Genomic DNA, 20,607 nt, shown 5'->3' with positions numbered 1-20,607 from the left:
GATGATCTCCTCATGCGCCGCAAAAACGCGGCAAAGCGGCGAATGAGCCACTATCGTACCAAGTCTAGTCGCAAACCGCGGCCTTGTATGTCAGCGCAACACCGGCGCGAGGGCACCGAGCGTCCGTGCCGTCGCCCCGCGGTGCAGTCCCGCGAACGTGAGCGCGTGCGCGCGCATGTCGGCCAGCCGCGCCGGATCGTCGAGCACCGACGCGGCCGCCGCCATCAGTTCGTCGGCATTGGCCACCCGGATGCACGCGCCGGCGGCGATGGCATCCTCGGTGGCCTGCGCGAAGTTGAACGTGTGCAGGCCCATCAGCACGGGCGTGCCCACCGCGCAGGCCTCGATCAGGTTCTGTCCGCCCAGCGGGATCAGGCTGCCGCCGATATAGGACATGTCCGACGCGGCGTAGTACATCGCCATCTCTCCCATCGAATCGCCGAGCACGATATCGGCCGTGATCGGCGTGTTGATCAGCTCGATGTCGAGTGCGCTGCGGCGCCGGACCGTGAAGCCGGCGCCCGCGGCCATGGCGGCTACCTCGTCGAAGCGCTGCGGATGACGCGGCACCAGCAGCAGCAGCGGGCGCACCTTGCCGGGCCAGCGCGAGAACGCTTCCAGGATCAGGGGCTCCTCACCCTCGCGCGTGCTGGCCGCCGCCAGTACCGGGCGCCCCCCGAAGGCACACCGCAGTTGCTGCCCGCGCGCCATGCCCACCTCGGACGGCTGCATGTCGAATTTCAGGTTGCCGGTGATCCGCACGGACTTGACGCCCAGGGCGCGATAGCGCTCGGCATCGCCCGCAGTCTGGGCCAGCACCATCGTGAAATCGTTATACAGCGATGCCGCCGCCGCGCCAAAACGTGCCGTGCGGCGGTAGCTCCGCGGCGACAGGCGCGCGTTGACCAGGAACAGCGGCACGCCCACGCGGCGCGTCACGTGCACCAGGTTCGGCCAGACCTCGGTTTCCATGATCAGGCCGGCATCGGGCCGGAAGTGCGACAGGAACCGGCGCACCAGCCACGGCATGTCGTACGGCAGGTAGCACTGTTGCACGCGCGGATTGTCGCCGTAGAGCTGCGCGCCCGTCTGGCGGCCCGTGGGCGTCATGTGCGTCAGCAGCAGCCGGTGTTGCGGATAGGCCGCCAGCAAGGCATCGATCAGCGGCTGCGCGGCGCGCGTCTCGCCCACGGACACCGCGTGCACCCACAGCCAGGGCCCGGCGGCCGGCAGATCATCGTACCGGCCCAGACGCTCGCCGATATGCTGAACATAGCCCGGCTCCTTGCGCGAGCGCCAGACCAAGCGCAACAGTGCCGGTGGCAGGATCATCAGCCACAGCAGGGTATAGACAAGACGAAGCATCAAGCGGCAACTCCGCGAACTTGCCGCGCTGCGGCGTAGACCTCGTCGACGGACGGCACGATGCCGTCGTCGCCCACGTTGGCGATCCGGTCAGACCAGTAGCCCTCGGTCTTCCAGCGCCACGTGGCCGTGTAGATCTCGACGGTCGGCCGGCACAGCGCCGCGGCGATGTGCACCAGCCCGGTATCGACGCCGATCACCACCTCCGCGCGGTTGATCAGGCCGAAGCCCTGCATCACCGAGAAGCGCGGCAACACCTGCGCGCCGGGCATGCCGGTCGCCAGCGCCTCAGCATCACGCCGTTCGGCTTCGTTGCCCCAGGGCAGCAGCACGGTCAGGCCTTCCGCATGCAGATTCTGGCCCAGGGCGTGCCAGTTCGACACGGGCCAGCGCTTTTTCGCACCCGCCGTGGCGTGGAAGCAGACCGCATAGCGGGCCGGCAGCCCTGCCCAGAGCGGATCGTCCACGTGCAGCGTGTGTGCCGGCGCGCCAAAGAAGCGCGGCGGCTCGGGCGGGGTCACGCCAGTCAGCGCCGAGCCGAGCAGGCGCGAGCGCCGGACCGAGTGGGTCTGGTGCGGTACCTTGACCGGCACCGTGTAGAACAGCCGCGCCGCCGGCTCGTAGCCGGAGCCTTGCGTGGCATTACCCAGCCCGATCACCGGCGCACCGACCGTCCGGGCGGCGGTACGCGCGACGATGGCGGTCTTGAGCAGGCCCTGCGTTTCGAGCACGGCGTCATACGCCTGGTCGCGGACGGCGGCGCGCAGCGCGCCCACCTCGGCCCAGGTGTCGCCTTGCCAGAAACGCTTGCGCCAGCGCCGCAGCGCGAACGGAATCACACGGCGCACCTCGGGTAGCAGCTTCACCAGGTCGACGTAGCCCTCCTCCACCACCCAGTCGATCTCGGCTTCGGGCCAGCGCGCGCGCAGGTCGTGCACCAGCGGCATATTGTGCACCACGTCGCCCAGCGACGACACCTTGACGATCAGGATGCGTGGCCGCGCCGGCATAGCAAACGGCAACCCCGTCGCCAGCGGCGCCGGGGTTGTCACAGCCGACCGCCGCGCGGTTTCAGAACGGGAGCTTTGCATCCGGTTTCTCAGCCAGGATCACACGCTTGAACTCGGCCTGGATACGGGCCAGCGCGGCGTCGTTGTCAGCCTCGAAACGCATTACCACCACGGGCGTGGTGTTCGACGGGCGTGCCAGGCCGAAGCCATCGGGGTACTCCACGCGCACGCCATCGATCGTGATCACTTCACGCGCCCCTTCGAACTTGGCATTGGCTCGGATCTTGTCGAGCAGCGTGAACGCCTCGCCCTCGGCCACCTTCAACTGCAGCTCGGGCGTGCAGTTCGAATTCGGCAGCGCGTTGAGCACGGCGCTCGGGTCGGCATGGCGCGACAGGATTTCCAGCAGGCGCGCGCCCGTGTAGAGACCGTCGTCGAAGCCGTACCAGCGATCCTTGAAGAACACGTGGCCGCTCATTTCGCCGGCGATCGGCGCGCCCGTTTCCTTGAGCTTGGCCTTGACCAGCGAATGGCCCGTTTTCCACATCAGCGGCTCGCCGCCATGCTGCCGGATCCACGGCGCCAGCTTGCCCGTGCATTTCACGTCGTAGATGACCTGCTGGCCCGGGTTGCGCGACAGGATTTCCTCGGCGAACAGCATCAGCTGGCGGTCCGGGAAGATGACCTGGCCGTCTTTCGTCACCACGCCCAGGCGATCCCCGTCGCCGTCGAAGGCCAGGCCCAGCTCGCAGTCGGTCTCGCGCAGGCACTTCATCAGATCCTGCAGGTTCTCCACGTGGGCGGGGTCCGGATGGTGGTTCGGGAAATGGCCGTCCACGTCGCAGAACAGCTCCACCACTTCGCAGCCCAGACCGCGGAACAGGTCGCCCACGAACGCGCCCGCCACGCCGTTGCCAGCATCGAGCGCGATCTTCATCGGGCGCGCCAGCTTCACGTCGCCGATGATGCGGTCAAGGTACTGCTGGCGAACGTCCACGAGTTCGTAGCTGCCGCCGCCCTTCGTGAAGTTGCCCGCGTCGATGCGCTGGCGCAGGGCCTGGATCTGCTCGCCATAAATGGCCTTGCCGCCCAGCACCATCTTGAAACCGTTGTAGTCAGGCGGATTGTGGCTGCCCGTGACCATGATGCCGGAGGTGGTGCGACGGCCAGCCAGCTCGATGTTGGTACCGAAATAGACCATCGGCGTGGCAACCATGCCGACGTCGATCACGTCCAGGCCAGCGGCACGCAGGCCTTCGACCAGCCCGCCCAGCAGGTCCGGGCCGGACAGGCGACCGTCACGGCCCACCACGATGGATTTCTCGCCGAGTTCTGAGGCGACCGATCCGAAGGACAGGCCGATGTAACGGGCCACCTCCGGCATCAGCGTCTTGCCGACAATGCCGCGAATATCGTAGGCCTTGAAGATCGAAGGATCAATTTGCATGTGGCTTCCTGGAGACAAGGTTCATCGTGCGATTCCATCCTGAGGCGGAACGCCTGAGGAGAGGCGCGGGGCGGGGCGCCAACAAGCCGTATTGTGCCGGAATGCGCGTGGCGCAGGCGCTATAATCGCGGTCAGCCGCCGCTGCAAGGGAATTCTTCGACCTTTTTGGGTTGCCTTCGGTTTGCTCGCGTACGTATCGACGTGGCATCCGGGCCCTTCAGCAGGCGGTTGACGGGATTCCGCAGCATCCGCAGCGCGCCTCCCAGCCTGAGACCTCCGCCCTTGTCCCTGACCTCGTTGCCCGAACGGCCACGCATCGCCTGCCTCATCACCAATTCCGCGATCGGTGGCGCCCAGACCCACGTTGCCGACCTGCTGCGCGCGCTGCACGGGCAGGCCGACGTGACGTTGCTGGCCGGCGGCGACGGCCCGCTGTTCGACCTGGCCGATGAGCTGGGCATTCCGGCAATCCGGCTGGCGACCATGGACAACGCCCTGTCGCCAGTCAAGGCCGTTGCGGCAATGCGGGAACTGATTGCCGCGCTGCGCGACACCGCCCCCGACCTGCTTCACACGCACAGCGCGAAAGCCAGTGCACTTGGCCGTATCGCCGGCAGGCTGCTGCGCATACCGGTGGTCTATACGGTCCATGGATTCGCGTTCAAGCCGGCAGCCCCGTGGAAACAACGCACGGTGGCGCGGATCACGGAATGGGTGCTAGCGCCGTTCACGTGCCAGTTCATCTGCGTGTCGGAGGCGGAAGGCACCATGACACGCAGCCTGCCGGTCCGCGCCGACCGCGTCACCGTAATCCGCAATGGCATTGCCGATGTTCCGCGGCGCGCCGCCCCCGGCGCGGCGTTGCGGCGTATCGTGACCGTCATGCGCCTGGCGCCACCGAAGCGGCCCGACGTGCTGATACGGGCGTTTGCCATGGCATCGTTGCCGGACTGCGAGCTGGTCATTGCCGGCGACGGCCCGCGACGCGAGAGCCTGGAACACCTGGCCGGTCAACTGGCGCCGGGGCGTGTGCGTTTTGCTGGCAGCGTCAGTGAAATCCCGGCCCTCCTCGCCAGCGCGCAGGCGTTCATGCTGGCTTCCGATCATGAAGGGTTCCCCATCTCGGTCCTAGAAGCCATGCGCGCGGGTTTGCCGGTCATTGCGAGCGCTCTGCCTGGTATCTGGGAGCAACTCGCCGGAGGGCGTTGCGGGACGCTGGTGGACGGGAACGATCCGCAGGCATTCGCCAGCGCGCTCGAACGCCTGGCGACTGACGCGCGTCAACGCATTGCGCAGGGCCAGGCCGCCCGGGCGCACTGGGAAGCACAATACGGCCTGGATCCTATGGTGCGCGCCACCTGGGCGATCTACCAGAAAGCCCTTGCCGATCGGCGTACCATCGATAACCGAGTCACCGCATCATGAATTCCATCCAGACACAACCGCTACGACGGCAAGGAACAGGCTACTCCGCGCGATCCGAGACCATCCGGCGCGCCAGCCGCATGATTGGCTGGGCGGCGATCGGCCTGGTTTTGTTCGGCATCAATACCGCGGTGTCCGAAGTGGCCCACCAGGCTGGCTTAGTGACGCACGTGTTTCCGCGCACGCTGATCTGGTGCGCCGTGCCCTACCTCGCGGCCTTCGTGATGCTGCACCGCGCGCTGCACCTGCCGCCCATGGAAGGGGGCAGTATCGTTGGCCTGGCCACCACTCTGCCCTTTGCGCTGCTGATGATCGTCTACGCTGGTTTCCATATCGAATACTCGCGCGGCGCCGTGCTGATCGGCTATCTCACCACGCTGGCCTGGATCTGGTTCGGCTACCGTCGCTTCGTGCAGAACTATGTGCCGGTCTTCGGTTATCTAGATAAGGATAGCCTTCAGCAATTGGACCGCATCATCTCGATGCCTGGCGCGAACCCACCCGGACTGACGCGCTTCCAGCAGCTCCGCTCGGTCGAGGACGCCATGCACTGCGACGGCATCATGGTGGAACGCGGCGTGACCGCCGACCCGGCGCGCACGCGCGTGCTGACACAATACAAGTTGGGCCATCTGCGCATGTACTCGGTGGAGCGGATCGGCGAAATGCTGACCGGCCGGGTTGGCCTGGACCATATCGACGAGAACTTCTTCGACGACTACGCCGACCACTACCTCTACGGCTACGCGAAGCGGCTGATCGATATCGTCGGCGTCGTCGTACTGGCGCCCCTCGCCGTGCCGGTCGGTCTGGTCGTGGCTTTGGCCGTGAGCATGGAGACCCAGGGCGGCGCGCTGTTCCGACAGCGCCGCGTGGGACTGTTCGGCAAGACGTTCACGATGTTGAAATTCCGCAGCATGGGTGTGGACAAGCACGCGCCAGCCCAATTCGCCGCGCACTTGGACCCGCGCGTGACCCGCGTGGGCCGCTTCATCCGCAAGTACCGACTCGATGAAATCCCGCAGCTCTGGAACGTGCTGGTTGGCGACATGAGCTTCATAGGGCCGCGTCCGGAACAGGTACCGATGGTGGAAGGCTTTACTGAGTCGATTCCATACTATCCATATCGCCATTTAGTGCGACCGGGGCTCTCGGGGTGGGCGCAGGTGCGCCAAGGTTATGTGGGCTCGCATGAGGAAACGGTCACCAAGCTCAGCTACGACCTTTACTACGTCAAGCATTGCTCGCTGGCACTGGACCTGCTGATCGCCGTCAAGACGCTGCGCACCTTGGTCACCGGCTACGGTGCCCGCTGACGGCACCTGCCCTCCCACCATCCGATGCGCATTCTTTTCCTGATTACCGGGCTCAGGCTTGGCGGCGCCGAACAACAGGTCGCGGCGCTGGCCAACACGTTTGCGCGTGGCGGGCACGCCGTGTCGATCGTCAGCCTCACCGCTGGCCAGGAAGTGACGCTCGACCCGCGCATCGGCGTGCTCGCCCTAGACATGCGCAAGACGCCGTGGTCGATGCTGGCCGCCCTGGCGGCAGTTCGCCGTCTGGTTCGTCAATGGCAGCCCGACATCATCCACGCGCACATGGTGCACGCCAACCTGTTTGCCCGGGTGCTAGCCCGACTAGGCGGATGCCCGCCCGTCATCTGCAGCGCGCACAGCGCACAGGAAGGTGGCAGGATCCGCATGCTCGCTTATCGCGTAACCGACGGCTGGGACGCCCTGACCACCCATGTCAGCGCCGTAGCGCGCCAGACGATGATCGACGGAGGCGCGGTACGCGCGCAGCGGTTTGAAGTGGTGCCCAACGGGATCGACGTCGAACGCTTTCGTCCGGATCCCGCACTGCGTGCGCAAACCCGCGCAGCATTCGACATCGACGCCCACACGCCCGTGATACTGAACGTGGGCCGCCTCGTTCCCGAGAAAGACCAGGATACGCTGCTGCACGCCTTTGCGCAGATTGTCGACCAGACCGGCGCTCGCCTGCTGATTGCCGGCGAGGGCCCGGAGCGGCGCGCGCTGGAATCCAGCGTTGCCGGCCGCCCCGAACTTGCGGGCCGCGTCACGCTGCTTGGTGCCCGTGGCGATGTGCCGGCGCTGCTCAACGCGGCCGATCTGTTCGTGCTGTCGTCCCGCGTGGAGGGCATGCCGCTCGTAATTGGCGAGGCCATGGCCTGCGGCCTGCCGGTAGTCGCCACCGATGCGCCGGGCGTGGAGGAATTGCTCGGCTCGCGCACGCACATCGTCCCTGTGTGCAACGCTGATGCCCTCGCCCAGGCCATCGGGCAGGCATTGCATGTGCCACCGGGTGGGGCGATTGCCCGGCGTCAGCGCATCGAGCGTGAATTCAGCCTCGCGGCCGTTGCCCAACGCTGGCTCGGCATATATGCCCGACTGGCGCGCGCCCGACCTGCGCCGCTTTCCACCACGGGCAAGGCCCACTGATGCGCGCCAGGATCGCGGTCAACCTGTTGTGGACGCTGACGGAGCGGGGCCTGGGCATTCTGGTCGGCATCGGCGTAGTGGCCATGCTGGCGCGCGCGCTGGGTCCCGAGGCATTTGCGCACTTTCAGTATGCGCAGGCCATCGTGCTGATCGCATCGAGCGCCGCGCTGATCTGTGGCGCGGAAATCGTGGTGCCACGGCTGGTGGCCATGCCGTCGCCAGCGGACCAGCACCGGCTCATCACCCATGCCGCCCTGCTGCGGCTGGCCGGCGCGCTGGCGGGCTATCTGCTGATCGGCGTGTTCCTACTCATCAAGCAGCCCAACCTGGACAGCTGGACCACCGCGTTACTGCTCGGCATCCCTATCCTGTGCCGCGAACCGGCCGGCATCGTCACCGCGTGGATGCAGTCGGCCACGCATAACAGGCCAACATCGATCATCAATCTGACGGCGCTTTCGCTACGCCTAGGCATTGTGGTGACGCTGTTCGTGGCCAGCATCGCCATCGTGCCGGCATTTGCCGCCGCGTTCACGGCGGAGGCCATCGTAGCCGCCGCCCTGCTGCTGCGGTACTACCGCAAGCGGATGCCCCTGCCTTGGCCGCAGATCGAATGGCCACTCTTACGCGAGCTGTTTGCCTCGGGCGCGCTGCTATGGGTCAGCTTTGCGTTCATGATGATCATCCGCCGGTTCGATCAACTGATTCTCGAATCGGCGGTGCCCACCGCCGACTTCGGGGCCTATGCCGCCTGCATGCAGATTGCCGACAATTTCGCGCTGGTGGCATCGGTCATGGCGGCAGGCATCGCACCGGCCATGGTCTACAGCAAGCCCCGGCTGGCCGATGCCCGGCGCAACGTGGCACGCCTGGCCATCGGCATGGGCGTGCTGGGCCTTTGCGGCGCCGCGGCGCTCGCGCTGAGCGCCAGTTGGATCGTGCACCTGCTCTATGGCCGGGCCTTCGCCGCGACCATCGACCTGCTGCGACTGACCGCCTTCGCCACGAGCCTGCTTTTCATCGACATGGCGCTAAGCGTGCTGCTGGCTCACATGCGTCGGCCGCCGTGGTTTGCCGTCAAATGGGGCGTAGTGCTGGCGGTCACCGTCGCCGCTGATCTCGTCCTGATTCCGCGCTTCGGCATGCTGGGCGCCGTGGCCGGCTACGCAATCTCCAACATGACAGCCCTGCTGTGCAGTGCCACCGTCTGGTATCTGGCCGGCCGGCACCCCACGGGCCGGGCCGAGAGAGCCGTCACATGACCAACCGAAAGGCCATCTGCTTCCTGACCGGTACGCTCAACGCGTTCGCGGGCGCCGAGCGCATGACCGCCGTCATCGCCAATGGCCTGGCTGAACAGGGGCACGATATCCATGTGATCAGCCTGTGGGATCCGCAAAGCTGCTTCGCGCTGCATGCCGGCGTCAGGCACCATGCGTTGCATGCCACGCGCCCGTCGTTCAAGCGCGAATTCGTGTCGACGGTCCGCGCGCTTCGCGCCTACTTCAAGCAGCATCGGATCGGCACTTTGGTCGAGGCAGACACGATGCTCGCTTGGTTCACACTCCCGGCCACCCTGGGCCTGCCCGTGCGCCGCATCGCCTGGGAGCATTGCCACTTCGACGAGGATCTGGGCAGGCCGCTGCGGCGCGTGGCGCGGCAGATTGCAGCGCGCACGCACGCCGCTGTGGTGGTGCTGACCGAGCGCGACCGCCAGCGTTGGCTCGAAGCCACGCGTCCGCGCGCCCGAGTAGTGGTCATACCAAATGCGCTGGCGTTTCCGTATCCGGCGCAGCCGGCAACGCGTCACCAGCGCACGGTGCTGGCGGTAGGCAGGCTGACCCATGCCAAAGGCTTCGACGTATTGCTGGATGCATGGGCGACGGTGCAGCAGCGCCATCCGCAGTGGCACCTCTTGATTGCCGGCAGTGGCGAGGAACGCGCGGCACTGGCATCGCGTGTGCACGCGTTGGACATGGCAGATGCCGTCACGCTGCGCGAGGCGCAGACCGATGTGCAGTCGCTCTACGCCAATGCCGGCATTTTCTGCCTGAGCTCACGCTACGAGGGATTCGGGCTGGTGCTGATCGAGGCCATGTCATATGGCTTGCCGGTGGCGTCGACATACTGCGAAACCGGTCCGCGCGAGCTGTTGCATCCCGATATGGATGCCCTGACCTTTCCGTCGGAAGACGCCCCGGCGATGGCCGACGCGTTGTGCCGCCTGATCGAGGACACCTCGCTGGCCGACCGACTTGCCGGCGGCGCCCGCGAGACCGCGCGCGGATATGCGCTCGATGTCACGCTGGCGCGCTGGCAGCCCCTGCTGGGCTGAGCGCGCCGAGGCGAAGATTTGCCGGTTGCGGCGATCGGGGCCTCAGGCCTCGGTCGATACCGCGTGGATGGCCTTTAGTTGCGCCAGCAGCTTGGGCAGTGCCTCGAACGGCAGCATGTTCGGGCCGTCACATGGCGCCGTTTCCGGGGTCGGATGGGTTTCCATGAAGATGCCCGACACAGAACCGGTACCCACCGCCGCCCGTGCGAGATGAGGGACGAATTCACGCTGGCCGCCGCTCGACGTGCCCTGCGCGCCTGGCAACTGCACCGAGTGGGTGGCATCGAAGATCACTCGGCAGCCGGTGGTTTCTTTCATGACCTGCAGGCCACGCATGTCGACCACCAGGTTGCCGTAGCCAAATGACGTGCCGCGCTCGCACACGAAGAAGGCATCGTCGGCCAAGCCGGCTTCGCGCGCCGATTCACGGGCTTTCTCGATGACGTTCTTCATATCCCAAGGTGCCAGGAACTGGCCCTTCTTGATGTTCACCGGCTTTCCACTCCGGGCGACATCGCGGATGAAATCGGTCTGGCGGCAAAGGAAAGCCGGAGTCTGTAGCACATCGACCACCTCGGCCACGGGCTTGGCCTGCCAACTTTCGTGCACATCGGTCAGCACCGGGATGCCGAGCGTATCGCGCACTTCCGCGAGAATCGACAGGCCTTCATCCATGCCCACGCCACGGAAACTCGACACCGAACTGCGATTTGCCTTGTCGAAGGACGACTTGTAAACGAACGGCAGGCCGGCCGCATCGAAGATCTGCTTCAGCGCTTCAGCGGTCTCGAGCGCGAAAGCCCGCGACTCGATAACGCATGGGCCGCTGATAAAGAACAGATCGTTGCCGTCAAGCATTCGTGCGACGATGGAATTCATGGTTTCTCCTTCGGGGGATTGCAGTCGCGCGCTCGTGGCGACGCGACCGTCTTGTGGCTCCGAACGCGCATCAGTGGCCGCTCAGTCAAAGATTTCCAGCAGACCGCACACCTTCTTCCCGGTGCCTTCGGTCACGATCAGGATGCGGACCTTCTTCTCGCGCATGAACACGTCCGCGGCAGCCAGTTGCGCATCGGCATCGATCGTCAGCGGATGCGCGGTCATGATCGTGCGCACGGATAGCGCCTGCATGTCGGTGGCGTTCATCAGCGCGCGCCGCAGGTCGCCATCGGTGACGATGCCCAGCAGTTGGTCGGCCTCCATCACCACGGCTACGCCAGCGCGTCCCTTGGTCATGGCGAACAGGCAATCGTGGAACGATGCCTCGGGCGACACCACCGGCAGTTCGCTGCGCATCACGTCGCGCACGCGCGTCAGCAGCTTGCGGCCCAGGCTACCGCCCGGATGGAAGCGCGCAAAATCCAGTGGCTTGAAGTCGCGCGCCTTGATCAGCGCCACGGCCAGTGCGTCGCCCATGGCCATGGTAGCCAGCGTCGACGTCGTCGGGGCCAGGTTGTTCGGACACACTTCGCGTGGCACCGAGACATCGAGCCACACGTCGGCCGCCTTGGCCATGGTCGACTGTCCGCCGCCGCACATGGCGATGATGGGATTGCCAAAGTCCTTCAGGCTTGGCAACAGCTTCACCACCTCCTCGGTCTCACCGCTATAAGAGATCAGGATGACCATGTCCACTGGCTTGAGCATACCCAGGTCGCCATGGAACGCTTCGCCCGGATGCAGGAAGAAGCTCGGGGTGCCGGTGGAGGCAAACGTGGCTGCCAGCTTCTTGGCGATCAGCCCCGACTTGCCCATGCCGCAGATCACGACACGTCCAGTGCACTTGAGGATCATGTCCACGGCCTGCTCGAATTCCTGACCGATACGGTCGGCCAGCAGGGCCACGGCTTCTGACTGGGCGCGAAGTGCGTCGCGCGCGATGTCCAGGTGTTGCATGGTCATTCCCGAAAAACTTGAAACTTGCCGGCGCTTCTCACGCCACAATTGAGTAACGGCCCCGGCTTCAATAAATTTATGGATTGCGGCGACGCGTGATGGTGCGTCGCCCGAAACGGATCAGCCGCCAGGCATTGTGCATCACCAGCAGGTGGAGCGCCGCTACCAGCACGAAACCCAGGAACAGCAGCTGTTCCGAAACGCCCTTCTGCCAGCCCAGCACGCCCGCAAAACCCAGGAACAGGTTGCTGCCCAGGATGACCCACACGATGGCTTGGCGCGGCACGTCAAGACGCTGCAGAATGTGATGCAGATGGGTGCGGTCGGCCGACAGCGGATTCCGTCCCTTGATGGCGCGGCGCAAGACCACTGCCAGCAGGTCGATCAGCAGGAAGCCAGCTACCCACAGCATGACCACCGGCGGTGCCTTGCGGCCACCGTTGTATGGGGCCTGCGACAGCTCCACGGTGAACCATACGATCGCGAAGCCAAGCATCAGACTCCCGGCATCGCCCAGAAACACGCGCTTGCCGCCCCGTAGTGGATTTGGCATGTTGAAAACCAGGAAGCCCAGCAGCGCGCCGCAGAAGATCACACAGACGCGCTGGGCCGCCAGATTGCCAATTTCGCCAGAAATATACGCAAACCAGCCGAACATGATAAGCGCAAGGCCGCCAGCCAGGCCATCGAGGCCGTCACTCATGTTCACCGCGTTGATCACGGCCACCGCCGCGAACAGCGTCAGTGGAATGCCCCAGTTTTCCAGGTCCACCGGCCGCCGGCCGAAGATGTCGCCCAGCGACCACAGATAGACGCCTCCCCATGACGTCATGAGGATGGCTGCGAACAACTGCAGGCCGAGCTTCGTGACCGGTGACAGGCCGCGCAGGTCGTCGATCACGCCCGTAATGGCCAGCACGGTGATGCCGCCGAGCAGAGCCACGTAGTAGCCCTGCTGGCGCATGAAAAGCAACGTGCCAACCATCACGGCAATCCACACGGCAATGCCGCCCACCAGAGGCACTTCGCCGTCATGGCGCTTGCGGCCGCCGGGGCGGTCCAGCAAGCCACCGCGCATGGCAAGGGGGCGCAACATCAGCACCGCTATCGCACTTACCATCAGCGTGAACAGCGGGACCCAGAAGAAACTGTACATGGTCGCAAATAGGAATTATGAGGACTGAACGCGTCTTCTTTTAAATCTTCTGTACGCATCCGAACTGATGAGCCGCAGCATGCTGCCAACGTGCCACATCAGGTACTTCAGACGCTTTCGACTGTCACGCTGTGCTGCATGCCCGATCCTGGCATCCTGCACCCACAGCACCGCGGCGCCTGCGAGGTGCGCCCGCAGGCAGATATCGACATCCTCGCAGTACAAGTGAAAGCGTTCGTCAAATCCGCCAAGCCGGGCAAAAGTGGCAGCGTCGAACATCATACACATTCCCGCCACCCAATCGACGGACTGACGCGCCACCGCCGGATCGTAGTCGGCTTCAAAACGGCGGCCCAGATACCGACCAGCCAGCGCGGCCAGCGTTGGCACATGTCGCGCGCTGTCTTCCACACCACCATCCGCACCCTGCACACGGGGGCCCGCGACGCCCTGCCCTTCCGGCAACGCGTCGATCAGCGTCGAGAACGGATTGCCGTCGAGGCGCGCGTCGGGATTCAGCACGCAGAAGTAGCGGCAGTCCGCCTCGCGGAAGGCACGATTGTGGTTCTCTCCAAAACCCTGCGGCACCGGGCTGTGCAACACGCGCATGCGCAGGTTCGACAGGTGTGGCAGCGGCAATGCGGCGTCGGGGAGGTTTTCCGTCAGGATCAACTCGAAGTCGAACTCGCGCGCCAGCGCATCGAGCTCCAGCAACAGCGGCGTGACCACGGCAGCTTGCCCGTGACTGACCACCGATACGGTGAGCGGAGCGGTGCTTCGGTTCAGCGCGCCCATAGCGTCAGCATTCGCCAGATCTCGATCGAGGAAACACGCCGGCCCGCCTGGATACGGCGCCGCGCGCGCAACGCCTGCGGCAACATCTGTGCCGCGTCTCGCTTGGCACGCCACATCACCGCACCCCGGCCGAGCAACGTACCACCGATCAGATAGGCCAGATTCATGATGAGATGGACGGGCAACAACGCCACCAGCAGCGCCAGCGGCATATTCTTCACGTAGTTCAGCACCAGATTCCGCTGTCCGTAGTAGACGGAGAAATCGCTGCGCCGCCCGGTCAGTGCCGAGCCCATATGCCGCACCACCGCATCGGGCACATAGCGGCACGGACGGCCGGCCAACTGCAGGCGGAAACCCAGGTCGACGTCTTCCACATAGCAGAAGAAGCTCTCGTCGAATCCGCCGCATGCGTCGAGATCGGCCTTGACGTAGAGCGCTGCCGCCGCACAGGCGGCAAACACCTGTTCCGGCTGCGTGAACTGGCCGAATGCCGCCTTGCCACAGCCACGACGCCAGGGCTTGCCTGACAGCGTCAGCATGTCACCGGTGCCGTCGAGCCTGCGGTCATCGTGATAGTCGAGCATACGGCTGGCAAAGCTGCCGCAGTCCGGATAGGCATGGGCGGCGCGCAGCAATGCTTCGAGCCAGCCCGGTTCCGGAAAGGCATCGGGGTTCAGCAGCGCGACGAAATCGGCGCCCGCGCATTGCGCAATGCCGGTGTTGTTGGCGGCGGCAAAGCCCGTGTTGCCGGCCAGTGCCAGTAGACGGCAACGCGGGTGTCGCGCGACGATCACGCGCAATGCCGCGGCATCGGCGCTGCCGTTATCCACGACCAGCACCTGACGCGGCACGAACGTTTGACGGTCGAGCGCATCCAGCACGCCGTCGATCAGACCGGACGCGTTCCATGTGACGACGATAACGTCGACCACTGCCATGCTCAGGCCCGCCACCCGTTCTGGCTCATGCGACGCAGCTTGCGCAACGCGGCGCCCGCCATCGATCGAACCGAGTTCCACGGCCGGGCACGCCCTGACTTCAGGCTCCGGTACGGCGCCACGAAGGTTGCGTCGATCTGACGGGCGGCTGAGCGAGTAAGTTGGTCGTCCTGCAGCCGCGCCCGCAGCGACGGACGCACGTGCCGGGTATCGATCTCGCGTTGCAGTTCGGCATCGCTGATGAAGCCCGCCGTTAGCGCACGGCGCAGACCATCGATCCACAGCGATTCAAGCGGATTGTCCGGCGAGATCCACGGCTGCATATTCATGTCAGTGTAGTGCAGCAGCGACGTGAGGCCGGGCTCGAAGCGCTCCAGGGAGTTCCAATGCGGCGCAATGCCGTGCCCGATCTTCGAAGCCACCCGCATCTCGTACATCAGCGTCTCATAGGTCAGCGCACCGCCATCGAGTTGCGCGACGATCTTGTCGATGCTCCATGCCAGACGCTCGCAGTCGAGCAGCATGACACTGAACTGGCCGCGCCGGCCATCGCCTGCGGCCTGCACGGTCTGCAGGTCGCAACCTTCCATTGGCGTATACCACAACCCGGCGATGTCGCGGAACACCTGCATGTCCGCATCCATGTAGATCGCCTGCCCCCGCAAGCCGCAGAGTTCCGGAATCAGGAACCGCTGGAACGAGAACGGCGTGCGCGGCCGGTTCTGCAAAGCAGCCGGCATTGGGATCGGTCGCTCGAACGTGTGCAACTGCGCGAACTCCACCGGCTGCGAAGTGGTCTCGCGGATCGAGAACTCAAGCAGCCGCGCGGGCAGCCATTCGGCCGGGGTGGAGGCTGCAAAGACTCGAACTGGGGTGCTCGTCATGGTCGCTCTACGGGGTCAGGTTCAACCGGCCTTACGCAGGCGCACGGCTAGCGATCGGCGGTGGAACAACTTTTCGAAACGAGGGTCGGCGTCCAGCCATGCGTCCACTGCACGGCGACAGCCCGAATACGACGAGTAGTCGTCAAAGATCATGATGCCACCCGGCACCAGTTGCGGCACGATCCGTTCGATACAGACTTGAACAGAATCAAACCAGTCGCAGTCGATATGTGCGAAAGCAAGCGGCTTCGCCGGATGCAGGGCGTCCTCAAACAGACCCGGTACGCAAGCGATGTGATCCCGCTCCAGGTCGAGGCCAGCCTTGACCAGGTTCTGTTCGACAACGGCTTGCAGCCCTTCAACGTATCCGTAGTAGGTGTTGCCGCCGAGGCCCGCCGAGGAGCCCGACTTGATCTCGCCATAGCGCTTGTGAGCGTCCTCCCCGTCCTTCTCGCCGGGCGGCGGAATCATGGCAAATACGTCATGCAACGACAGCGTGGCGGCCTGCGGCTTCAGATGGCCAATCAGGATGGCTGACCCACCCAGCGCCACGCCGGCTTCGAGATAGTCGCCGTCGGTACCCTCCTGGCGCAGCGTCAGGATCGCTTCCGCAATATTCTCGAGCTTGGGCTTGCCACAATAGGACAAGCTGTCGCCCCGGATCGCCGCAATCCTGCGCGTCGCGTCTTCCATCGTCGGCACCGGTTCCACCTTGACAGGCGCCTTGCGCCCGGAAACCAGCTTTTCAATCAAAGTCTTTAGCATGTCAGGGCACTCACGAACTGCTGCATCGTGGCAAAAGTATCGATCGCACGCGCGCGCACGATCTCGAAATCAAAATCCATATGTGCATCAAAGCGCGCTGGATCACACAGCGGAAATCCGAAATGTTCGGCCATGCCTGTAGCACGCTCGTCTACGCCCACAAGGAACGTGCGCTTGTTTTGACTCAGAAAATGCAGATGCGCGTGCAACCGGCTGCCCACATGCACATCGACGTTGCGATAGAAATGCAGGCAATCGTCAGCTGTCCGTGGCGTAATCACGGTAAACCCGCGCTTCGCGGCATACCAGCGCAGGCGCTCATACTGGTTCTGTACAGATCGATAGGGTGTAAGTCGGTGACGCCAATGTTCCAGCGGCCCCGGTGGCGAATAGTTCTGATGCAGGACCATGAAGCGTCGCGCGCGCGGGAAACGCCGGGCCACGAAATCGATCGTTGCGGATTCACGATCCCAGAAATCACCGCGCTCAGTGACGGTCACGGCGACCGCTCGCTCGTCATGCGTGAACCGCGAGGAGTCCAGCAGCGGACTGTCGTAAATTACCGGGCAGCCCGTCATAAGAAGCTTGCTCGCCAGCTCCGGCATTTGTGCCTTGAGGAAGTCCACCGTTCGCGGGCAGCGCCACGACGAATACGCAATTTGTTCATGCACGGCGGTCAGCACATCGCGCGTAGCCTGCGACAGGCCGTCCGTATAGCCAGGCTCGCCATGAATACCGATGCCGAACGGCACAAACCGGTAGCGCCGTTCACGTATCTGATCCGCCGTCAGCCTCGGCCAGATCGTGTACTTGTCATTGAGCTGGTTGGCACCCCCAAGGATGACGAGCGCGCTACCGCGAATCACGCGTTCCGCGGCAGCGTCCGGGGCGATACGCGGCGTAAAGCACCGACTGGCAACGACCTCTCCGATACGTCGCTCGATCGCACGCAAGATGAACCCGTCACCAAGATTGACGACCTTGCGCCCACGCAATGACTCAGGAATCAGGTACGGCGTCAGAACCGAAATGCGTGAAGTATCCAAAGTCATATTCAGAAGCTCTCGTCCTGCAGATCCACCTGGTCGAACTCTTCGGCCGGCCGTGAAATGGTAGCCGTACCGGTATCCCAGCTGCGTGGCTGGTAGTACAGGCAGTTCGCCCCGAGGCCCGCGTCGCGCACCACGAGCTTGATATTGTCGAGTCCGTCGATCAGGTCATGCATCTCCCCTTGGGAAAGACTTAGCTTGATGCGGTAGGTACCGGGGCGCAGGCCGACGGCATCGAAATTGAGACGGACTTCCTGCATGCCCGCCTCTGCGCGCAGCCAACCGATATCCTTGCTCGACGACATGAACTGCACCGTTTCGCCCGGCTGATGGGTCAGATCGAAGATCATGAGGTTGATACTCAACTCATCCATCATTACCGGCGCGTAGAACCGGACCAGGAGTTCGCCCGGCTTGCCGGCCAACCAGAAACCAAGGTCCGGCTGGTCGCGCGGGCCAAACTCCACGCCGCGCAAACCACACTCCGAGAAGTCACTGGTCGCGGCCGCTGCAATGCGACGCTCGTTGTCCGCCGTTGCGGCCTGGATACTGTCGGCATCGTAGATCTTGAGCACTTCCGACGGCGTGCCGCTGGCTGTCACCTGCCCCTTCTTCATGTAGATGCATTCGTCGGACAGCGTTTCCACCAACACTGCGCTGTGAGATACCAGCAACATCGAAGTGCCGTTGCGGCGCAGCGTGTTCAGATGATTGCGGCATTTCATGCGGAACTTGGTGTCGCCCACCGACAGCACCTCATCAACGATCAGGATCGACGGGTTCGTATGCACGGCGCACGCAAAACCCAGGCGCGAAAGCATGCCGGAGCTGTACGTGCCGATTGGCGCATCAATGGCATCCCACAGTTCCGCGAAATCGACAACTTCATCGAATCGCTGTGCAATCTCGCGTTGCGGCACGCCAAGCAACGACATGTTCAGGAAAATATTCTCGCGTCCCGACAGCACCGGCTTGAAGCCGGCACCCAATGCCAGCATCGGCGCGATCACGCCATTGATGCGAACCGTGCCCGAGGTAGGCTTGAGAATACCAGCCACCATGCGCAACAAGGTTGTCTTGCCACTGCCATTGAGCCCAACGATGCCGATGGCCTTGCCGCGCTCCAGCGCGAACGAGACATCGCATACCGCCCAGAACTCGCTCTCCCGCAGGTCCATCCCTGGGCTGCGCCCGACTGCTGCGCGGGCGATGTCGCGCGCGCCATACACGAACGAACGCTTGAGGGAGCGTGCAAATTTTTTCGAGACTCCGCTGACCTCAACGCACAAGTCCTTGCCTGCCATTTCACCTTCCTCCCAGCAACATGCGCTCGATGACAATGGGTGCCGCAAGACGCAACAAGGCCATGCCGACAACGATCAGTACCAGGGCTGCCACGAGAGATACGCCGAGTGCGAGCGGCACGTTCAATACACCGCTTGCCGCGCCATCGCGCACCACCTGCATCAGCGGCGCGATCGGATTGCCGTTCACGACTGTTGTGAATAATCCCGGCTCCTTCGGGATATACACGGCAGGCGTCAGAAACATGCCGTAGCTCAGGATCAGCTTGACGGTGTTGTGCAAATCGGCGAACAGCAGCATAAACGGTGTCAGCAGCAGCCCAAGCCCGATACCGAGCAGCAGGGCGCCGACGAATCCGATCACCATGAGCGCGATGCCGGTCACCGTGATGCCATGGAAAATCGCGACGAGCAAGAGCGACAGCCCCAGCCGGACCGCCATTGTGATCAGACTTTCGTACGTCTGCGCCAGCACCACCGCACCGCGCGGGAAATTAACTCGAGTCAAATACGTACGCGCGCCCTGAAAGGCCTGGAACGGCACTTCGAACGCCTCGGCGAACACTTGCCAGATCAGTGTGCCAAGGAACGCAAAAAGCAAATAGGGCAGACCAACTTCACCGGGATTGATCACCCCCGCACCGCTGGCCATTGAGACACCGCCAGACACCAGGATCGCGGGAAAAATCATCCAGAAGTAGCCCAGGAAGGACTTCCTGTACTTCGCGCCAATCGTACGGATGAAAAGTTGCACGGACAGCCTACTGGTGTATCGCAAACCGTGCGCTGCGACAGAGGAAGTTCCGGGTGTCGATTTAAGCATGATTTTGTTCCTGTTCCGGCCGCGGATCGCATGCAGCCAGCATCGGCAAGTGGCGTGTCGCACGCCAGGAGCGGTATCGCGACATCAACGACCGTGATTTTAACGGCAGCAGATGCATGAGCCAGTAAGGCTCCATGAGACGCTTGCGTTCACCCTTAAAGTGCAGCACCGCAGCCGTTTGGTCCCGTTGCTTGATCGAAGATGCGCGATTCTCTGGCGAGAAGTTAAAGACTTCACAGGGCAGGAAAAGGACCTTGCACCCTTCGATCTCACGGATTTCCCGCTGCCGCATCTGGTTGGACGACAGGCCCACGCAGTCGCGGATTGCGAGCTGGTCGCCATACCATTTCGCTTCATCCCCGGCATACTTCTCAAGGTAGATGTCCACGAAGCGCTGAAAAAAAGCACGCACAACTTCTGGCCGGCGATTATTGAGAATCAGCAGACCGCCATTGATCGGCATATTGTGGCTCTTGCGCCAAGTCACTGCCACATCAAAATCGCGATCAAAAACATCCGTCAGCGGGCGGTTCAGCAGAATGTCCGAATCGATCAGCACCAAGGGGCGCGCGAAGTCATACCCTTTGATAAGACTGTTCTGGGCGAGCGTACGCCCGAGCATGAGCTTTGTCGGATCTATCGCACCGTCCACCCGCATGCACGGCATGCGGAGCGGCGCAAGATCCGTCTCCAACGTCGTCAGAATGGCGCACTCCGCCGCCGCATGAAACAACCTGACCGAATGAAACAGTAGATCGATCATTCGGAGATACTGTTGATGGGCCAGATTTGCGTTCGGATGCACACCCTGCCCCACTGGCGCCGACGTATCTACGTGAAACGTCAGAAAAAAAGGGGACGTCTTCGCGCTCATGCCACGACTCCCTCGAAGTGCAGCTTGTTTAGCGCGCAGCCGTCTTGCCAACGGCACCCGGTCTTGCCGGCCGGTT

General features: G+C 63.9%; 19 protein-coding genes. 5 read left to right on the top strand and 14 right to left on the bottom strand.

Going from position 1 to position 20,607, the window contains the following annotated elements; all coding sequences use genetic code 11:
- Positions 1-90: 90 nt before the first annotated feature.
- From waaA to AB4120_RS00245, 3 genes are read right to left on the bottom strand one after another with little or no spacing between them, the layout of a single operon-like run.
- Entirely contained in the window at positions 91-1,365 is a 1,275-nt protein-coding gene (gene waaA / locus AB4120_RS00255) for a lipid IV(A) 3-deoxy-D-manno-octulosonic acid transferase (RefSeq protein ID WP_441641791.1), read from the bottom strand.
- Positions 1,365-2,456 (bottom strand): lipopolysaccharide heptosyltransferase I, encoded by a 1,092-nt coding sequence (gene waaC / locus AB4120_RS00250; protein ID WP_441641697.1) that lies wholly within the window; start codon positions 2,454-2,456, stop codon positions 1,365-1,367. Before waaC ends, waaA begins: the two co-directional genes overlap by 1 nt.
- On the bottom strand, positions 2,437-3,822 hold the full coding sequence (locus AB4120_RS00245; RefSeq protein ID WP_441641696.1) for a phosphomannomutase/phosphoglucomutase: 1,386 nt from the start codon (positions 3,820-3,822) through the stop codon (positions 2,437-2,439). Before AB4120_RS00245 ends, waaC begins: the two co-directional genes overlap by 20 nt.
- 282 nt (positions 3,823-4,104) lie before the next feature.
- Here AB4120_RS00245 and AB4120_RS00240 point away from each other — a divergent pair, with 282 nt between their 5' ends.
- The 5 genes from AB4120_RS00240 to AB4120_RS00220 are packed head-to-tail and all read left to right on the top strand — an operon-like array spanning position 4,105 to position 10,044.
- Complete coding sequence (locus tag AB4120_RS00240; protein ID WP_441641695.1) at positions 4,105-5,247, top strand: glycosyltransferase family 4 protein; 1,143 nt, start codon at positions 4,105-4,107, stop codon at positions 5,245-5,247.
- A complete protein-coding gene (locus AB4120_RS00235) occupies positions 5,244-6,563 on the top strand; it encodes an exopolysaccharide biosynthesis polyprenyl glycosylphosphotransferase (RefSeq protein WP_441641694.1) in 1,320 nt (439 codons plus the stop codon). The genes AB4120_RS00240 and AB4120_RS00235 overlap by 4 nt, the downstream gene beginning before the upstream one ends.
- Before the next feature lie 24 nt (positions 6,564-6,587).
- On the top strand, positions 6,588-7,709 hold the full coding sequence (locus AB4120_RS00230; RefSeq protein WP_441641693.1) for a glycosyltransferase: 1,122 nt from the start codon (positions 6,588-6,590) through the stop codon (positions 7,707-7,709).
- A complete protein-coding gene (locus AB4120_RS00225) occupies positions 7,709-8,971 on the top strand; it encodes an oligosaccharide flippase family protein (RefSeq protein WP_441641692.1) in 1,263 nt (420 codons plus the stop codon). The genes AB4120_RS00230 and AB4120_RS00225 overlap by 1 nt, the downstream gene beginning before the upstream one ends.
- Positions 8,968-10,044 carry a glycosyltransferase family 4 protein gene (locus AB4120_RS00220; protein ID WP_441641691.1) on the top strand — a complete coding sequence of 359 codons (1,077 nt, stop codon included), beginning with the start codon at positions 8,968-8,970 and terminating at the stop codon, positions 10,042-10,044. The genes AB4120_RS00225 and AB4120_RS00220 overlap by 4 nt, the downstream gene beginning before the upstream one ends.
- 42 nt (positions 10,045-10,086) lie before the next feature.
- On the opposite strand, the gene kdsA is transcribed toward AB4120_RS00220, so the two are convergent.
- The 11 genes from kdsA to AB4120_RS00165 form a co-directional block, all read right to left on the bottom strand.
- Positions 10,087-10,923, bottom strand: a complete 837-nt coding sequence (kdsA, locus tag AB4120_RS00215; RefSeq protein WP_441641690.1) for a 3-deoxy-8-phosphooctulonate synthase — start codon at positions 10,921-10,923, stop codon at positions 10,087-10,089.
- 81 nt (positions 10,924-11,004) lie between these two features.
- Complete coding sequence (locus AB4120_RS00210) at positions 11,005-11,940, bottom strand: KpsF/GutQ family sugar-phosphate isomerase (protein WP_441641689.1); 936 nt, start codon at positions 11,938-11,940, stop codon at positions 11,005-11,007.
- A 76-nt stretch (positions 11,941-12,016) separates the two neighbouring features.
- Positions 12,017-13,096, bottom strand: a complete 1,080-nt coding sequence (locus AB4120_RS00205) for an MraY family glycosyltransferase (protein WP_441641688.1) — start codon at positions 13,094-13,096, stop codon at positions 12,017-12,019.
- Between the two features lie 15 nt (positions 13,097-13,111).
- Positions 13,112-13,891 (bottom strand): glycosyltransferase, encoded by a 780-nt coding sequence (locus AB4120_RS00200; RefSeq protein WP_441641687.1) that lies wholly within the window; start codon positions 13,889-13,891, stop codon positions 13,112-13,114.
- Positions 13,879-14,832 carry a glycosyltransferase family 2 protein gene (locus tag AB4120_RS00195; RefSeq protein WP_441641686.1) on the bottom strand — a complete coding sequence of 318 codons (954 nt, stop codon included), beginning with the start codon at positions 14,830-14,832 and terminating at the stop codon, positions 13,879-13,881. The genes AB4120_RS00200 and AB4120_RS00195 overlap by 13 nt, the downstream gene beginning before the upstream one ends.
- 2 nt (positions 14,833-14,834) lie before the next feature.
- Positions 14,835-15,716 carry a glycosyltransferase gene (locus tag AB4120_RS00190; protein ID WP_441641685.1) on the bottom strand — a complete coding sequence of 294 codons (882 nt, stop codon included), beginning with the start codon at positions 15,714-15,716 and terminating at the stop codon, positions 14,835-14,837.
- A gap of 21 nt (positions 15,717-15,737) precedes the next feature.
- Positions 15,738-16,481 carry a TylF/MycF/NovP-related O-methyltransferase gene (locus tag AB4120_RS00185; RefSeq protein ID WP_441641684.1) on the bottom strand — a complete coding sequence of 248 codons (744 nt, stop codon included), beginning with the start codon at positions 16,479-16,481 and terminating at the stop codon, positions 15,738-15,740.
- Entirely contained in the window at positions 16,475-17,533 is a 1,059-nt protein-coding gene (locus tag AB4120_RS00180; RefSeq protein WP_441641683.1) for a polysaccharide pyruvyl transferase family protein, read from the bottom strand. Before AB4120_RS00180 ends, AB4120_RS00185 begins: the two co-directional genes overlap by 7 nt.
- A gap of 2 nt (positions 17,534-17,535) precedes the next feature.
- Entirely contained in the window at positions 17,536-18,708 is a 1,173-nt protein-coding gene (locus AB4120_RS00175; protein ID WP_441641790.1) for an ABC transporter ATP-binding protein, read from the bottom strand.
- Between the two features lie 127 nt (positions 18,709-18,835).
- Positions 18,836-19,588 carry an ABC transporter permease gene (locus AB4120_RS00170; protein ID WP_441641682.1) on the bottom strand — a complete coding sequence of 251 codons (753 nt, stop codon included), beginning with the start codon at positions 19,586-19,588 and terminating at the stop codon, positions 18,836-18,838.
- A 61-nt stretch (positions 19,589-19,649) separates the two neighbouring features.
- Entirely contained in the window at positions 19,650-20,531 is an 882-nt protein-coding gene (locus AB4120_RS00165; protein ID WP_441641681.1) for a hypothetical protein, read from the bottom strand.
- Positions 20,532-20,607 lie beyond the last annotated feature (76 nt).

This window comes from Cupriavidus sp. 2KB_3 (genome assembly GCF_052115685.1).
GTDB classification, from domain to species: domain Bacteria; phylum Pseudomonadota; class Gammaproteobacteria; order Burkholderiales; family Burkholderiaceae; genus Cupriavidus; species Cupriavidus campinensis.
The sequence above is the reverse complement of the archived record's forward strand: the minus strand, read 5'-3'. Positions and strand labels throughout refer to the sequence as shown.

Excerpts from the sequence above, each read along its gene's own strand:
- waaA (WP_441641791.1), bottom strand. The coding sequence starts at position 1,365 with ATGCTTCGTCTTGTCTATACCCTGCTGTGGCTGATGATCCTGCCACCG.
- waaC (WP_441641697.1), bottom strand. The coding sequence starts at position 2,456 with ATGCAAAGCTCCCGTTCTGAAACCGCGCGGCGGTCGGCTGTGACAACC.
- AB4120_RS00245 (WP_441641696.1), bottom strand. The coding sequence starts at position 3,822 with ATGCAAATTGATCCTTCGATCTTCAAGGCCTACGATATTCGCGGCATT.
- AB4120_RS00235 (WP_441641694.1), top strand. The coding sequence starts at position 5,244 with ATGAATTCCATCCAGACACAACCGCTACGACGGCAAGGAACAGGCTAC.
- AB4120_RS00230 (WP_441641693.1), top strand. The coding sequence starts at position 6,588 with ATGCGCATTCTTTTCCTGATTACCGGGCTCAGGCTTGGCGGCGCCGAA.
- AB4120_RS00225 (WP_441641692.1), top strand. The coding sequence starts at position 7,709 with ATGCGCGCCAGGATCGCGGTCAACCTGTTGTGGACGCTGACGGAGCGG.
- AB4120_RS00220 (WP_441641691.1), top strand. The coding sequence starts at position 8,968 with ATGACCAACCGAAAGGCCATCTGCTTCCTGACCGGTACGCTCAACGCG.
- kdsA (WP_441641690.1), bottom strand. The coding sequence starts at position 10,923 with ATGAATTCCATCGTCGCACGAATGCTTGACGGCAACGATCTGTTCTTT.
- AB4120_RS00210 (WP_441641689.1), bottom strand. The coding sequence starts at position 11,940 with ATGCAACACCTGGACATCGCGCGCGACGCACTTCGCGCCCAGTCAGAA.
- AB4120_RS00205 (WP_441641688.1), bottom strand. The coding sequence starts at position 13,096 with ATGTACAGTTTCTTCTGGGTCCCGCTGTTCACGCTGATGGTAAGTGCG.
- AB4120_RS00200 (WP_441641687.1), bottom strand. The coding sequence starts at position 13,891 with ATGGGCGCGCTGAACCGAAGCACCGCTCCGCTCACCGTATCGGTGGTC.
- AB4120_RS00195 (WP_441641686.1), bottom strand. The coding sequence starts at position 14,832 with ATGGCAGTGGTCGACGTTATCGTCGTCACATGGAACGCGTCCGGTCTG.
- AB4120_RS00190 (WP_441641685.1), bottom strand. The coding sequence starts at position 15,716 with ATGACGAGCACCCCAGTTCGAGTCTTTGCAGCCTCCACCCCGGCCGAA.
- AB4120_RS00185 (WP_441641684.1), bottom strand. The coding sequence starts at position 16,481 with ATGCTAAAGACTTTGATTGAAAAGCTGGTTTCCGGGCGCAAGGCGCCT.
- AB4120_RS00180 (WP_441641683.1), bottom strand. The coding sequence starts at position 17,533 with ATGACTTTGGATACTTCACGCATTTCGGTTCTGACGCCGTACCTGATT.
- AB4120_RS00175 (WP_441641790.1), bottom strand. The coding sequence starts at position 18,708 with ATGGACCTGCGGGAGAGCGAGTTCTGGGCGGTATGCGATGTCTCGTTC.
- AB4120_RS00165 (WP_441641681.1), bottom strand. The coding sequence starts at position 20,531 with ATGAGCGCGAAGACGTCCCCTTTTTTTCTGACGTTTCACGTAGATACG.